The organism is Gordonia sp. UBA5067, from assembly GCF_002414845.1.
GTDB lineage: Bacteria > Actinomycetota > Actinomycetes > Mycobacteriales > Mycobacteriaceae > Gordonia > Gordonia defluvii.
Genome location: NZ_DIAX01000080.1, coordinates 9775 through 23930 on the forward strand (window position 1 = coordinate 9775; position 14156 = coordinate 23930).

General features: G+C 67.2%; 14 protein-coding genes. 7 read left to right on the top strand and 7 right to left on the bottom strand.

What is annotated here, in order from left to right; genetic code table 11:
- A partial coding sequence (locus B4M62_RS13105; protein WP_290713749.1) for a Clp protease N-terminal domain-containing protein occupies positions 1-629 on the bottom strand: 629 nt, incomplete at its 3' end.
- A gap of 206 nt (positions 630-835) precedes the next feature.
- Here B4M62_RS13105 and B4M62_RS13110 point away from each other — a divergent pair.
- Positions 836-1096 carry a hypothetical protein gene (locus B4M62_RS13110; RefSeq protein WP_290713752.1) on the top strand — a complete coding sequence of 87 codons (261 nt, stop codon included), beginning with the start codon at positions 836-838 and terminating at the stop codon, positions 1094-1096.
- Between the two features lies 1 nt (position 1097).
- Here the strand turns inward: B4M62_RS13110 and B4M62_RS13115 are convergent, their stop codons facing one another.
- The gene (locus B4M62_RS13115) at positions 1098-2213 is read right to left on the bottom strand and encodes an alanine racemase (RefSeq protein WP_290713755.1); all 1116 of its coding nucleotides are present in this window, start codon (positions 2211-2213) and stop codon (positions 1098-1100) included.
- 170 nt (positions 2214-2383) lie between these two features.
- Here B4M62_RS13115 and B4M62_RS13120 point away from each other — a divergent pair, with 170 nt between their 5' ends.
- The 6 genes from B4M62_RS13120 to B4M62_RS13145 all read left to right on the top strand — a co-directional run bounded on the left by B4M62_RS13120 (position 2384) and on the right by B4M62_RS13145 (position 10034).
- Positions 2384-2677 carry a hypothetical protein gene (locus B4M62_RS13120; protein WP_290713758.1) on the top strand — a complete coding sequence of 98 codons (294 nt, stop codon included), beginning with the start codon at positions 2384-2386 and terminating at the stop codon, positions 2675-2677.
- Between the two features lie 124 nt (positions 2678-2801).
- Positions 2802-4277, top strand: a complete 1476-nt coding sequence (locus tag B4M62_RS13125; protein WP_290713761.1) for a class I adenylate-forming enzyme family protein — start codon at positions 2802-2804, stop codon at positions 4275-4277.
- Between the two features lie 13 nt (positions 4278-4290).
- Entirely contained in the window at positions 4291-6078 is a 1788-nt protein-coding gene (locus tag B4M62_RS13130; RefSeq protein ID WP_290713764.1) for a DUF3556 domain-containing protein, read from the top strand.
- Positions 6075-7505, top strand: a complete 1431-nt coding sequence (locus tag B4M62_RS13135; RefSeq protein ID WP_290713767.1) for a phytoene desaturase family protein — start codon at positions 6075-6077, stop codon at positions 7503-7505. The genes B4M62_RS13130 and B4M62_RS13135 overlap by 4 nt, the downstream gene beginning before the upstream one ends.
- A gap of 2 nt (positions 7506-7507) precedes the next feature.
- Positions 7508-8791, top strand: coding sequence for a PucR family transcriptional regulator (locus B4M62_RS13140; RefSeq protein WP_290713770.1), 1284 nt, complete (start codon positions 7508-7510; stop codon positions 8789-8791).
- A 79-nt stretch (positions 8792-8870) separates the two neighbouring features.
- On the top strand, positions 8871-10034 hold the full coding sequence (locus B4M62_RS13145; protein ID WP_290713773.1) for an FAD-binding oxidoreductase: 1164 nt from the start codon (positions 8871-8873) through the stop codon (positions 10032-10034).
- A gap of 11 nt (positions 10035-10045) precedes the next feature.
- Here the strand turns inward: B4M62_RS13145 and B4M62_RS13150 are convergent, their stop codons facing one another.
- The 5 genes from B4M62_RS13150 to B4M62_RS13170 form a co-directional block, all read right to left on the bottom strand.
- Complete coding sequence (locus tag B4M62_RS13150; RefSeq protein WP_290713776.1) at positions 10046-11218, bottom strand: hypothetical protein; 1173 nt, start codon at positions 11216-11218, stop codon at positions 10046-10048.
- Positions 11219-11260: 42 nt separating this feature from the next.
- A complete protein-coding gene (locus B4M62_RS13155; RefSeq protein WP_290713780.1) occupies positions 11261-11647 on the bottom strand; it encodes a heat shock protein transcriptional repressor HspR in 387 nt (128 codons plus the stop codon).
- Between the two features lie 3 nt (positions 11648-11650).
- Complete coding sequence (gene dnaJ, locus B4M62_RS13160) at positions 11651-12874, bottom strand: molecular chaperone DnaJ (protein ID WP_290713784.1); 1224 nt, start codon at positions 12872-12874, stop codon at positions 11651-11653.
- Positions 12875-12929: 55 nt separating this feature from the next.
- On the bottom strand, positions 12930-13478 hold the full coding sequence (gene grpE, locus B4M62_RS13165; RefSeq protein ID WP_290713789.1) for a nucleotide exchange factor GrpE: 549 nt from the start codon (positions 13476-13478) through the stop codon (positions 12930-12932).
- On the bottom strand, positions 13475-14156 hold a 682-nt coding region (locus B4M62_RS13170), incomplete at its 5' end, for an Hsp70 family protein (protein WP_290713792.1). The genes grpE and B4M62_RS13170, both read right to left, overlap by 4 nt.

Sequence of the window (14156 nt, forward strand, 5' to 3'; positions counted from 1 at the left end):
ACGCCGGGCTCGCCGATCAGGACCGGGTTGTTCTTGGTGCGCCGACTCAGTACCTGCACGACGCGGCGGATCTCCGAGTCGCGGCCGATGACCGGGTCGAGTTTGCCCTCCCGCGCCGCGGCGGTCAGGTCGGTGGAGTACTTCTCCAGCGCCTGATACGTCGACTCCGGGTCGGGGTTGGTGACGCGGGCCGTGCCGCGCACGTTGACGAAGGCGTCGCGCAGCGCGTCGGGCGTCGCGCCGTTGTTCACCAGCAGCTTGGCGGCGTCGGTATCGCCCTGGGCCAGGCCCACCACCAGATGTTCGGTGGAGACGTACTCGTCGCCGAGTTCGGCGGCGAGTTTTTGGGCGGCCGAGATTGCCGCGACCGACTCCCGCGAAAGCTGCGGCGGCGCGCTGGCACTCGAGACGGTCGGCGCACGGTCGACCAATTCCTGGGCTTGGCGATGAATGAGGGACGGGTTGGTACCGACCGCTTTGAGTAGCGGCGACGCGATGCCGTCGGTCTGGTCGAGCAGGGCCACCAGAATGTGGGCCGGCCGGACGTCGGGGTTGCCCGCCGCAGCAGCGTTCTGCACGGCGGCCTGGAGTGCGGCCTGAGCCTTGGTGGTCGGGTTGAAGCTATCCACTTCGTTGCTACCTCTCGTCTGACCTGGGAGTTCTCTCCCAAGAAAGTTTAGTCTTTGGGACTCAATTTTGTCCGTCGACTAGTGCAACTCGGAGGTAATTGAGTCTATTCCACTCAATCTTGGCCGGATGCCGCTCACGTCATTCTTGGGAGATTCCCAGGCCGATAGTCCGTCGCGAACCGCGTCGCAGCCACTACCGTCTAGTCATGATGTGCCTTCGCTCCCGTATCCGGCCGCCCAGTCTGCCCCGACTCGGCGCTGCCGCCCTGGCCGCTTCTGCTGCCGCGGTGCTGTCGGCGGGCACAGCAGCCGCCGCGCCGCCGGAGGTGGGACAGCCGTGCAGCGGCGCCGAGATCGGCCGCAAGGTGACCGATAGCAAGGGCCGCGTCATCATGTGCAACAACTATCGCTGGCAGCTCTACACCGGCCAGGCGCCTGTTCATCCGTGGGCGGATAACCAGCGCTGACCTAGTTTCGAACGAACTGCGTCGCCCAGTCAGCAACGATCCGCCCGTCGCCATCGACGACGGTGATGATCGGCCATCGGTCGAATGCCCCACACGGATGCGAGATCCCGAAGTCGACCAGATCGCCCACAGCGAGTGGGGAGCCGGTCAGCCGCAGCACCATATGGTGGTCGTAGAGCGCCTCGACCACGCCCCGGCATTCTCTCCGCCCGGTGCCCCGCGCGTCCCACGCGCCGACCACCGTCGGCAGGCCCGCGTCGTGCGGGACGTCACGCTTCCCCGCCCCAACCACGACCAGGCCCGACTCCGGCGCGGAGATCACCTCACCGCGCACCGTCACCGCTGGCGCGAGCCCGGCGATCGGCGACACCCGTGCGTACATGCCGTGGTCGTGGACGGCAGAACAACCTGAGCGCAGCGCGACAACCGCACCCGGCACTGCCCGCACCGGCGCCGCTGCCGCCACCACTCGATCAGGAAATGCCGATCCACCTGCGGTAAAGATCGGGCCGCCGGTCTCAAAGTAGGTGACCAACTCGACGAAGACAGCAACCGCAAGCCGACAGTGCTCGTCCACCAGCGCCAGCGTCTTCTCGTCGCGCTGAGCCGGCACCACGCCCTCATAGGCCGACACCCCAACCAGCCGCAGCCCCCGCGACGAGCGCACGCGGTGCGCCAGGGCCACCGCCGCCCCCTCGTCGCGGACACCGGTGCGACCGCCGCGCCGTCCGACGTCGACGAGCACATCGAGAACAATCCCGACAGCGCGGGCAGCGGCCTCCGCCGCCGCTATCCCCGCCGCGGAGTCGATCAGGATCATCACCTCAGAATCGGTGCCCAGACCGCAGACCCGCCCGAGTGCGTCCGGATTGACGACTTCGTTGGCGATCAGGATCTTCGGGCACCCCCACGTGGCGGCAATCGCCGCCTGGGCCGGGGTCGCGACGGTAACGGCCTGCGCCCCCGCTGCGAGTTGACGCCCGACGACTGGCCGGCACATCGTCGTCTTGATATGCGGCCACAGCTGAACCTGCGCCGCCGCGCACCACTGCGCCATCACCCCGATGTTCGAGTCCAAGCGCGGCAGGCTCAGCCGCAGTTGTGGATAGCTCGTCACGGCAGCCAGTGTGTCATCTCCCGGCCGGCGGCATCTCCCGCTCGCCGCCATGGGCAACCCACCTCGACCCCAACCGGCGGCCGTCCCCGCATCACCTATGCGCAAAGTCCTATACATGACAAACTGGACATTCCCGAGCAGTGCCCATCCAACGACAAGTGGAGTCCTCCATGACCGCGCATTCCGAGCACACCGGCCACGATCACGTCCACGGCGAGGGCTGCGGCCACGTCGCCGTCCCCCATGGCGACCACGTCGACTATGCGCACGACGGCCACCTCCACCGGGCCCACGACGGTCACTTCGACGAATGCGAGGCCGCCGGACACACCGAGCACACCGGCCACGATCACGTCCACGGCGAGGGCTGCGGCCACGTCGCCGTCCCCCACGGCGACCACGTCGACTACATCCACGATGGTCATCGTCACGCCGCACACGCGGGCCACTACGACGACCATTAGCGAGCGCCTAGGTGTGCTCTGCGCACAAATTGTTCGCATGAATTCATGGGCACAGACCCTAGAACAGGGCATCGTGTCGGAATAGTGTTGTGCATCACCCCCTTACCAGGAAGTGATGCACCTCATGTCCGACGTCGAGTACTTCGCCTGGAATCTCAGTGATCGCGAGGATGCCCCCTGTGTCCGAGACGATGTCACCGCACTCTCCTACCGGCGGTTTGCCGAACGCGTCGATGCCCTAGCGGCGCAACTCTCCCGCCTCGGTGTCGCCCGCGGTGAGGTCGTGGCGATCTGGCTGCCCAATCGTGCCGAGCTCCTCGTGGCGATGATGGCCACCTGGCGCCTCGGGGCAACGGCGTCACCCGTCAACCCGCAGTTCCTCGTTCCCGAAGCCAAGCGCCAGATCGACGACTGCAACGCCGCGATCGTTGTCGCCGAACGCGAAGAGCCCCTACTCAGCCGCACCACGCTCCTCATCGGCGACTTCCATACCGACCCCGACCCCACGTGGCAGCCTCCTGATCAGCCCGAGCCCGACGAAATCGCCCTGCTGATCTACACGTCGGGCTCCACCGGAGTGCCGAAAGGGGTGCAGCTCACACATGCGAACCTCCAGTACATGGGAACGGCGATCGGCCAGAACTCGGACCTGTCCGCCGCCGATCACGCGCTGCTCATCCTGCCGCTGTTCCATGTCAACGCCATCGCAGTGAGCTTCCTGGCACCAATCCTCGCCGGCGGCCAGCTCTCGATCACCGGCCAGTTCTCGGTGACCCGCTTTTTCGCCGACGTCGCCCGGCTGCGGCCCACCTACTTCTCCGCCGTCCCGACCATCTACGCGATGCTCGTGTCGGCGATGCCCGACGACGTGGACCTGTCCTCGCTGCGCTTCGCCATCTGTGGCGCCGCCCCCATTTCCCGGGAGCTACTCGGCCATGCCGAGCGCCAGCTGGGCGTCCCCATCCTCGAGGGCTATGGCCTCACCGAGGGAACCTGCGCATCTGCATGCAATCCCCTGCACGGCACCCGGAAGGCGGGCACGGTCGGACCCGCGCTGCCCGGGCAGACGATCGCCATCGTCGGTCCCAGCGGCGAGCACCTGCCTCCCGGCGAAGCCGGCGAGGTTGTCATCGCCGGGCCGAGCCTGATGCGCGGCTACCTCAACCAGCCCACGGCGACCGCGCGAACCATCCGTGACCAGTGGCTCTACACCGGCGACATCGGCAAACTCGATGAGGATGGCTATCTGACGCTGGTCGATCGCCTGAAAGACATGATCATCCGCGGTGGCGAGAACATCTACCCGAAGGAAATCGAGAACGCGCTCGCCGAGCACCCCGGCGTACTCGAGGCCGCCGTCGTCGGGCGCCCACACGAGCTCTACGGCGAAGTCCCCATCGCCTACGTCGTGCCCTACCCCGGCGCGGACGTTTCCGGCGCAGCACTGCAACAACATCTAGCCGGCCGACTGACCCGGATAAAACTCCCCGAGTCGATCACCCTTGTCGACGAACTGCCCCGCAACCCGGTGGGCAAGATCGACAAACCCACCCTGCGCCAGCAACTCAGCGGCCAGCAGCAACTCAGCACCCAGAAGTAAGGAGCACCACAAAATGGGATTCAAAGAGGGCGTCCTGCCCGAAGTCGATCCGGCCACTTTTTTGGAACGACCCTACCTCGACCGAATAAAAGTCACGTCTCGCTTTTGGGCTGAGAACGGATTCGGCACGCCAAAGATGCTGCCGGTCATTTACCTACTGAAGGTTCTGGTTCTCTACATCGGCGGCGGCGTCGCTATCGCGACGCTGACCAGCGGTTTCGGAGTCTTCGATATCGGTTCCTGGTGGAATCAACCAATCTTCTATCAAAAGATAATCCTGTGGACAGCCCTCCTGGAGACACTGGGGCTGGCCGGTTCGTGGGGCCCATTAGCCGGCCACTTCGCACCAATGACGAGTGGCTTCAAGTGCTGGCTGCGACCGGAGACCATTCGGCTCCCACCGTGGCCGAACACGGTTCCGTTAACCAAGGGTGACCGGCGCACCATCTTCGACGTCCTGGTGTACGCAGGTGTGGTCGTCGCGTTCCTCGTCGCACTGTTCGCGCCGCGCGTGGCCGGCACCGAGGTCGATGCCAGTTTCGCCGGCTACGACCTCGTCAATCCGCTGCTGTTCTGGCCGGTCCTCGGACTGCTGGCCATCCTTGGCCTGCGCGACAAGGTAGCCTTCATCGCCACCCGACCCGAGCAGTACATGCCCGCGATGCTGTTCTTCGCCCTCGCGCCGGTGCTCGGCCTGACCGACATGATCATCGCTTTGAAGCTACTCATCGCAACCGTGTGGATTGGTGCGGGAATCTCGAAAATCGGCAAACACTTCGGCAAGGTCATCCCGCCAATGATTTCCAATACGCCGTGGATTCCGGGCAAGGCCCTCAAGCGCGCCAACTACCGCAACTTCCCCGAGGACATGCGCCCCTCTGGTCTAGCCCATTTCATGGGGCACGGCCTGGGCACAATCGTCGAGGTCGTAACGCCGCTGGTGCTGCTGTTTGTCGCCAACTCAACCGTGGCGCTGGTCGCCGTCATCCTGATGGTTGGCTTCCACCTGTTCATCCTTTCGACGTTCCCGCTCGCGGTACCACTGGAATGGAATGTGCTGTTCGCCTTCGCGAGCGTCTTCCTGTTCCTCGGCTTCCCCAACCAAGACGGGTACTCGGTGCTTCACGACGTACAGCACCCGGCGGCGATCATCGCAATCCTGGCGGCACTAGTCTTCTTCCCGATTCTTGGTAATCTTCGCCCCGACCTGGTGTCCTTCCTGCCCTCGATGCGCCAGTACGCCGGAAACTGGGCATCGGCTCAGTGGGCAATCACCCCGGCCGCGGAAAAGAAGCTCGAAGAGCGCGTCGTGCGGCCTTCGCCGAACATCGTCACGCAGCTGCAAACGGCCGGTTACCCCGCGGATGTCGCCGAGGTCGTGCTGTCGCTAACCACCGGCTGGCGCGCACTCCATAGCCAGGGCCCCGGCCTCATGTCAGTGCTTCTCGACGAGCTTGGCGAGAACGAACGCGATTACCGCTTCAGGGAGGCGGAATTCGCCTGCAACTCGATCGTGGCATTCAACTTCGGCGACGGGCATTTTCACAATGAGGACCTGATCGCCGCACTGCAGAGCCGCTGTCAATTCAAACCCGGTGAGTTCCTAGTCGCCTGGGTAGAATCGCAACCAATCCACAGGAACTATCAGGAGTACAAGTTGATCGACGCAGCGCTCGGCGTCATCGAACGCGGCACCTGGCTGGTCGCAGATTCGGCAGATGCTCAGCCATGGCTGCCCAACGGGACTATCCCCCGGACGGTCACGTGGCGCAGCGACGCCCACCGCGGAGTGCATCGGTGAGTTCAGCAGTCGTGGTCGGCGGCGGGCCCAACGGGCTCGCCGCCGCCCTGCATCTGGCCCGCAACGGCGTGTCCGTCACGATCCTGGAGGCCAAGTCCACCGTCGGCGGCGGCGCGCGCTCCGGAGAGGCCGGCTATCCGGGTTTGATCAACGACTACTGCTCGGCGGTCCACCCGCTGGGTATCGGGTCGCCGTTCTGGCAGGCCGTCGACCTCGAGCGCTACGGGTTGCACTGGCGCTGGCCCGACGTCGATTGCGCCCATCCGCTCGACGACGGTCGCGCCGGGGTGCTCTACCAGTCGGTCGACCAGACGGCTGCGGGGATGGGACCCGACGGAAAGCGGTGGAAACGTCTCGTCGGTGACCTCGCTGAGCATTTCGACGATCTCTCGGCCGATCTGCTCGGGCCGGTGATCGGCATTCCGAGCCACCCGTTCCGGTTGGCCTCCTTCGGTCCGCGCGCGGTGCTGCCCGCCTCCGTGCTCGCCCGCTACCTGCGCACCGACACCGCCCGTGCACTGTACGGGGGTGCCGCCGCCCATGCCTTCACCCGCCTCGACCGCCCGCTGACCGCGTCGCTGGGCCTCATGGTGCTGGCGGGCGGGCATCGATACGGCTGGGCGGTCGCCGAGGGGGGGTCAGGCGCCATCACCACGGCCGTCGTGGACGCGCTGGGCGACTACGACGTCACCATTGCGACCGACACCTTCGTCGCCGGCCGCGCCGACATCCCCGACGCTGACACGGTTCTCCTCGATCTCACCCCCGCGCAGGTGCTCGCGATCTACGGCGACGATCTCCCACCCCGTGTCGCGCGCGCCTACCGGCGATTCCGGGTCGGCTCGAGCGCCTTCAAAGTCGATTTCGCCATCGCCGGTGACGTCCCGTGGACCAATCCGGATTGCCGCCGCGCCGGCACCGTTCACCTGGGCGGCACTTTCGAGGAGATCGCGGCGACCGAGAAGGCTCGTGCGGCGGGCCGCCTGGTCGAGCGGCCATTCGTGCTCGTCGGCCAGCAGTACCTCGCCGATCCGGGGCGCTCAAGTGGAAACATCAATCCGCTGTGGTCCTATGCCCACGTACCCCGCGGCTTCGACGGCGACGCCACCGAACTGGTGATCGCCCAGATCGAACGCTTCGCACCCGGATTCCGCGACACCATCGTGCATACCCAGGCAACGAATGCGGCCGGACTGGCAGCCTACAACCCGAACTACGCATTCGGGGACATCATCGGCGGGGCCAACGACGGCTTGCAGCTGGTGCTGCGTCCGCGGCTCAGCCTCGACCCGTACTCGACCGGGGTCGACGGGGTCTACCTCTGCTCGCAGTCGGCCCCGCCGGGCGCGGGCATCCACGGCATGTGCGGCTTCAACGCCGCCGAACGCGCGCTGACACACCTCGGCTTTCCCCGACAGTTGGCCTGAGGGTGCCGTCGAGTGCCCGCCAGCCGCCACCGGCCCCGCCCGAGGCCGCGGCGGACGTTCGCCGACTCGGCCTACGACTGCAGGCCCAGAAGGGCCCCGTCGTCGACGCCATGGCGGAGACGATGGCGCGGGAAATCGCTGATCTCCTCACCACCGACCCGGTGCTGCGGGACATGCTGTGGGCCAGTGTCGAGTCGAACGTGACAACCATCTTCTACGGTCTCGCCAGCGGCGTGCCGATCAGCCGCCTTCAGCCGCCGTCGGCCGCCGTGGAATACGCTCGCCGGCTCGCCCAGCGCGGGATCCCACCGAACTCGCTGATCCGCGCCTATCACATGGGCCAAAACGACATGGTCAACCTCTTCTACGGAACCGTCGAGGAGATGGGCCTGTCGCACGATTTGACCATCGCGGTACTGCGGCACGCCACCGCCCTGGTCTATTCATACATCGACTGGATCTCGCAGTACGTCTTCGACGTCTACGAGCGCGAGCGCAGCCTCTGGCTGGGCACCGCCGGCGATATCCGATCCGCCTTGATTCACGGGATGCTGCGCGATCCGCGCTCAACGGCACATACCTTTGAAACGCAGACGGGCTACCGCCTCGACCAGTTTCATCTCGGCGCAGTCGTATGGACCAACAGCGAGCGGGAGATCACCCCCGCCACACTGGACTCGGTGACGAGCGACCTCACCCGAGCGGTTGGGCCGGCCGCCGGTCCGCCGATTGTCACCGCCGTCGACCAGCAGACGCGGTGGGCGTGGGTTCCCCTGGGCGCCCGGCCGCCCCGCCTGGACACCGAGTCATTGCGCACGTCGCTGACGCTGCCGGCCGGCCTGCGGCTTGGCCTGGGCCTGCCCGCCGCCGACGCGATCGGCTTCCGCCGCAGCCACGAGCAAGCCATCGCCGCGTATGAGGTCGCAACCATGTCGCACTCGCCGACGTCGTCCATTGTCGGATTCGGTGACCGCGGAATCGCGCTGACCTCACTGGTGGCCGGCAACCTCGACTCGACGCGCGCCTGGGTGGGCGAGGCGCTGGGCGCACTCGCCGACGACACCGAGAATGCCGCAGTCCTCCGGAAGACTCTGCGCACCTTCTTCGCCACCGGCGAGAGTCATCTGCGCACGGCCAACCAGCTCCACCTGCACCGCAACACGATCAAGTACCGCGTTGACAAGGCGCTGGGCGCGCACCAGGGCCACGACCGGCTTGATATCGCCATCGCGCTGCAGATTTGCGAGTTCCTCGGCCCAGCCGTGCTTCGGCACGAACTCCCCTGAGGCAGTGCGGGCTCAGCGGAATCTGACTACCGTCGGCGTAAGGTTTCACCGCCAGCCCCATCCGGAGAGGAATCGCCCCGTGCCCGACGACACACGCATTGCGCTGGCCAGGCTGCGCGACATCATCAATGCCGACCCGGACCGGTTCACCAACTCCTACTTCGCCCGGTTGTTCGCCCTCGACCCGTCGGTGCGCGACCTGTTCCCCAGCTCGCTCGGCCACGTTCGCGGGGGGTTTCACCGCGTCCTCGACCACGTTCTCGAGGTCGCCGCCGCATCCACCGGGTACACCGAGACCGTGGAGCTCCTCGCCCAGCTCGGCCGCGACCACCGCAAATACGGGGTGACCGGTTACCACTACGAACTCGCGCACCGCGCGCTCAGCGCCGAGTTCGCGGCACAGTCCGGCGCCGCGGCCGCCCCGAACATGGCCGCAGCCGTCGATCAGACAATCGGGCTGATCACCGGGGTCATGAGCGAGGCGGCCGATCAGGCAGCCGGACCTGCTGCGGTCCAGGCCCGGGTCACCGAGAAGTTCCAGCTCAGCCGCGAGCACGCGGTGATCCGCCTGGTTGCGGAATCACCCCTGAACTACCGTCCCGGACAATTTGTCGAAGTGCAGATCCCCCAGTGGCCGCGCGAGTGGCGGATGCTTTCGCCGTCGATCCCGGCCTCACCCATCGGCGAAGTCGAGTTCCACGTCCGCGCCGTCCCCGGCGGCACCGTGAGCAAGTCGATCGTGCTGGAATCGCAGGTCGACGATGTGTGGTCGATCGCGCAACACCACGGCGCCATGGGCGTCGACCCCGACACCCCGACGACGATGATCGCCGGCGGAACCGGGCTCGCACCGATGCGGGCGATCCTGCTCGGCATGTGCGCCAACGTCACCAACCCGCCGGTGCACCTCTACTACGGCGCGCGCCACCCGGGTGAACTGTACGAACTGTCCTCGCTTCGGCGTATGGCGTCGATGAACCCCTGGCTGACGGTCACGGCGGTGACCGAAGAACGCGACGATCCTTGGTGGCTCACGTCGATCGCCAGCCCCGCCGAACTTGGTTTCTCCCACCTGATCGGCACCCTGGCGCAAGCCGTCGTCCACGACGCGGCAAGCACCCCCGGGCACTGGGACGGCCGGGACGTCCTCATCGCCGGGTCACCGCACATGATCGAGGTCACCGAGCGGAAACTCATCATCGACGGCGTACGTGCCAGCCGGATCCACCACGACGTCGTGTGACGCCGCCCGGATCACGGGCCGTAGTACCCCGGCGGTCTGACCCCGGGCAGCTGTTGCTCGGTGACGGTCAGCGTCTCGGTCTCCGTCTCGGTAACCGTGCTCGGCGCCCTTGTGGACGTCCGGGTCACCGTCTGGGTCCGCGTCGGCGGCGTCACCGTCGTCGTCTCCACCGTGTGGTTCGACCGGGTTTCGGTATGAGTCACCGTCGCAGTCTGGGTGGTCACCGAAACCGTGGTGACGCCCACGACCCGTTGCGCGGTGCCCGTCGACAGCAGCACCGCCGCGATCGCACCGCCCAGGATGACGAAGCCCGCTGCCACGGTGCCGCCCACCAGCCACCAGCGGCGCCGGTTGCGCTTGTCAGCGACAGTGCGCACAGAGGTGAGGCCGCTGTCCCATTCGGGCGTGGCCAGCGCATTCGCGTCCCCGCGGGGGGCGACGGCGGCGAACGCGGTCGGGCGCACCGCCATCGGCTCCGGGCCGGGGCGCACGCCCGCGCGCGCGAGGCCCGCCGCCGCACCCGCAATCGCGAACCGCGGCTGTGCGGCGACAACCACCGGCCGCCCAAGCGCGCGTTCAAAGGCCGCGTGCACCCCCGGGACATCGGCCCCGGTCCCGGTGAAGACGACGTGCGTGATGGCGTCGCTGCCCGGAATCGATGTGATGGCGTCGGCGACGTTTGCCGCGCCGCTCGGGTCGAGGACCGCAGTCGGCTCGTCGTAGCCGGGTTGCCAGGCGGCGCGACCCGTAATGGCCCCGGACCGGGGGTCCACGGCGATAATCGGCAGTCCCGAGGTCGGTGCGGTGTACTCGTCGAGATTCAGCACGGCAACCGATCCCGCGACCGCACGGTCGGGCCCGAGTGCCGGATCGGTGCGCGCCAGCCGCACCATCGCCGAATCGAGGGCGTCGACGGTAACCGCGGCATACCAGGCCGGGGCCATGGGCGAGGGCTTGAAGGCCGCGCGCAGGCTCTCCACCAGGGCCGGGGCTGCCGCGACGACGCCGATTCGCGACACCTCGAACGGCGCGGAGTTCACCAGGTCGGCGATCGTCGCCCCGACGGCGCTCGCCGATTCCTCGGCGAGATCGACGGTATTGGTCGCGATGACCTCATCGTTGTCGTCTCGCACCACCGAGGCGATCTGGCCGTCGACGATAGCGATACCCATCACGTGTCCCACGGGTGGTCTCCTCATCGCTGCAGGCCTGAACTCCCGAGGCTATCAGGGCGAACGCCGCCCCCGGCGGGGTTGCCAAACCACCAATGCGGTGGTGCGCGGCGCGGGAACCAACTCACCGCCGCGACGGCCGGCCGTGGCGGACTCGATCTGTGCGCGCAACTCGTCGACCTGCTGGCTCAGCTCGATGATCCGCTTGATGCCGGCGAGATTGACCCCCTCCTCCTGGGACAGGCGCTGGATCTCACGGAGTAGTTCAACATCGCCGGTGGTGTAGCGACGCCCGCCGCCACTCGTGCGCGCGGGCGTCACCAACCCCAATCGGTCATAGGTGCGCAAGGTCTGCGCGTGCATACCCGACAACTCGGCGGCAACCGAGATGACGTAGGTCACGCGGTCCTCGGACCCCGCCGCACTGCCCGACGCAACCATGACCTATCCACCCCAGCCGGTCCGGGGGTCGTGGCCCGAGGCCTTCTCCGCCGCCGCGTAGGCCTTCAGCGCCTCGGTCGCCTCGTCGTCGAGCGACGTCGGAACCGCGACCTTCACGGTGACCAACAGGTCGCCCGCGCCACCGGCCCGCTTGGGCACACCCCGGCCACGCACGCGCAGTGTGCGGCCGTCGGCGGTATTCGGTGGAATCTTGACGCCGACCGTGCCGTCGAGGGTCGGCACCGACGCCGTCGCACCCAGGACGAGCTCGGAAAAGCTCACCGGTAGTTCGACTTTCAGGTCGTTACCGCTGCGGGTGAACATCTTGTCGCCGGTCACGTGGACCGTGACGTAGAGATCGCCCGATGGCGCGCCGCGCATCCCGGCCTCACCCTGACCGGCGAGCCGAATCCGCTGGCCGTCCTCGACCCCGACCGGAATCCGCACGTTGATATTGCGCGGCCGGATCTGCACCCCGTTCCCGGAACAGTCCGGACACGGGTCCTCGATGATCGACCCGGTGCCCTGACAGTCCCGGCACGGCTCGCTGAATCCGAAGGCGCCCTGGTTCCGGCTGACGAAGCCCGAGCCGTTGCACCGACCGCACACCCGCGGACTGGTGCCCGGCTTGGCACCGCTGCCGTGGCACGTCGTGCACGGCGACGGGCTGGTGACCCGCATGCTGACAGTGGTTCCCTTGGCCGCGTCGCGAAACGACAGTGTCGTCTCGGCTTCGAGGTCCTGACCACGGCGCGGACGCGTACCGGCGCCGCGGCCCGACTGCCGTCCACCGCCGCCACCACTACCACCGAACATCCCACCGAGGATGTCGCCCAGGCCGCCGGCGTCACCGCCGCCGCCGCCGAACAGGTCGTCGAGGTTGAAGTCGCCGCCGGTGGTCGTATAGGTGGCTCCGCCACCGCCACCGCCACCGCCACCGCCGCCGAAGCCGCCCGGGAAGCCGTTGCCGCCGCGGAAACGGCCGCCGGCGAACATCGTCCGAGTCTCGTCGTAGTCCTTCTTCTTCTCCGGATCGGACAGCACACTGTTCGCCTCAGAGACTCGCTTGAAGCGTTCCTCCGCCGCGGTGTCCCCCGGGTTCTTATCCGGGTGGAGCTCGTTGGCCAGTTTGCGGTACGCCTTGCGGATGTCACTCGCCGAAGCGTCGGAGGCGACGCCGAGCTCCTTGTAGAAGTCCTTCTCCAACCATTCACGCTGGGGAGCCATCCGACGTCACCTCCTTTGTCGATTCATTCATGTGATCAGTGATTCCCGCCCCACTTCACTCCCCGGCGGGAGCAGTGCCGGCCGTATCGCCATCGGTCACGGTGACCATGGCATTGCGGACGACGCGGTCGCCGACCCGGTAGCCGACCCGGTAGACCTCGCCGATGACCGGGTCGGCACCGGAGCCGTCGTTCTGAACGGCCTCGTGGCGCTCGGGATCGAACTGGTCGCCGGGGACGCCGAACGGGACGAGCCCATGTCCGGCAAGGGTGGCGGTCAGCTTGTCCGACAACGCACGAAGCGGTCCGGTCTCGAGGTCGCCGTGCTCACGGGCGCGGTCGAGATCGTCGAGAATCGGCAGCAGTTGCTCGATGACGAGTTGCTTGCCCAGCGCCACTTTTGACGCCATCTCCTCATCCGAGCGGCGCTTGTAGTTGGTGAACTGGGCCCGTTCCCGCTGCAGCGCAGCGGTCAACTCGGCGACCTGGTCGTCAGTGACCGCGGTACCGCCTGCGGCGGGGGCCTGCGCCCCCGCCGCCGCGGCTTCGGTCACATCTGGTTCGGTGGCATCCGAGCCATTGGTGGCATCAAAGGACTCGGTCACTTGTTGCCTTCCTCGCCCTCGTCCACGACCTCGGCATCGACGACGTCGTCGTCCGCAGCGGTGCCCGCCGCGTCACCGGTGGCACCGGCCGACTCCGTCGAGCTGGCGGCGTAGATCGCCTGGCCCAGCTCCTGCGACACCGAGGACAGGTTCTCGATCGCCGCCTTGATGGTCGCGGTGTCGTTGCCCTCGAGAGCCTTCTTGGCCTCGTCGACCGCCCCTTCGACCTTCGACTTGACGTCGGCCGGGACCTTGTCGTCGTTCTCGGCGAGGAACTTCTGCGTCTGATTGACCAGCGACTCCGCCTGATTACGGGTCTCGGCCTCTTCGCGGCGCTTGCGATCCTCCTCGGCGTGCGCCTCGGCGTCCTTGACCATCCGGTCGATCTCCTCCTTGGAGAGTCCCGAACCATCCTGGATGCGGATGCTGTTCTCCTTGCCGGTGCCCTTGTCCTTCGCGGTGACGTGCACGATGCCGTTGGCGTCGATGTCGAAGGTCACCTCGATCTGCGGGACGCCCTGCGGAGCCGGGGCGATGCCGCCCAGTTCGAAGCTGCCGAGCAGCTTGTTGTGCGACGCGATCTCGCGCTCGCCCTGGTAGACCTGGATCTGCACCGAAGGCTGGTTGTCCTCGGCGGTGGTGTAGGTCTCGCTCCGCTTGGTCGGGATCGTGGTGTTG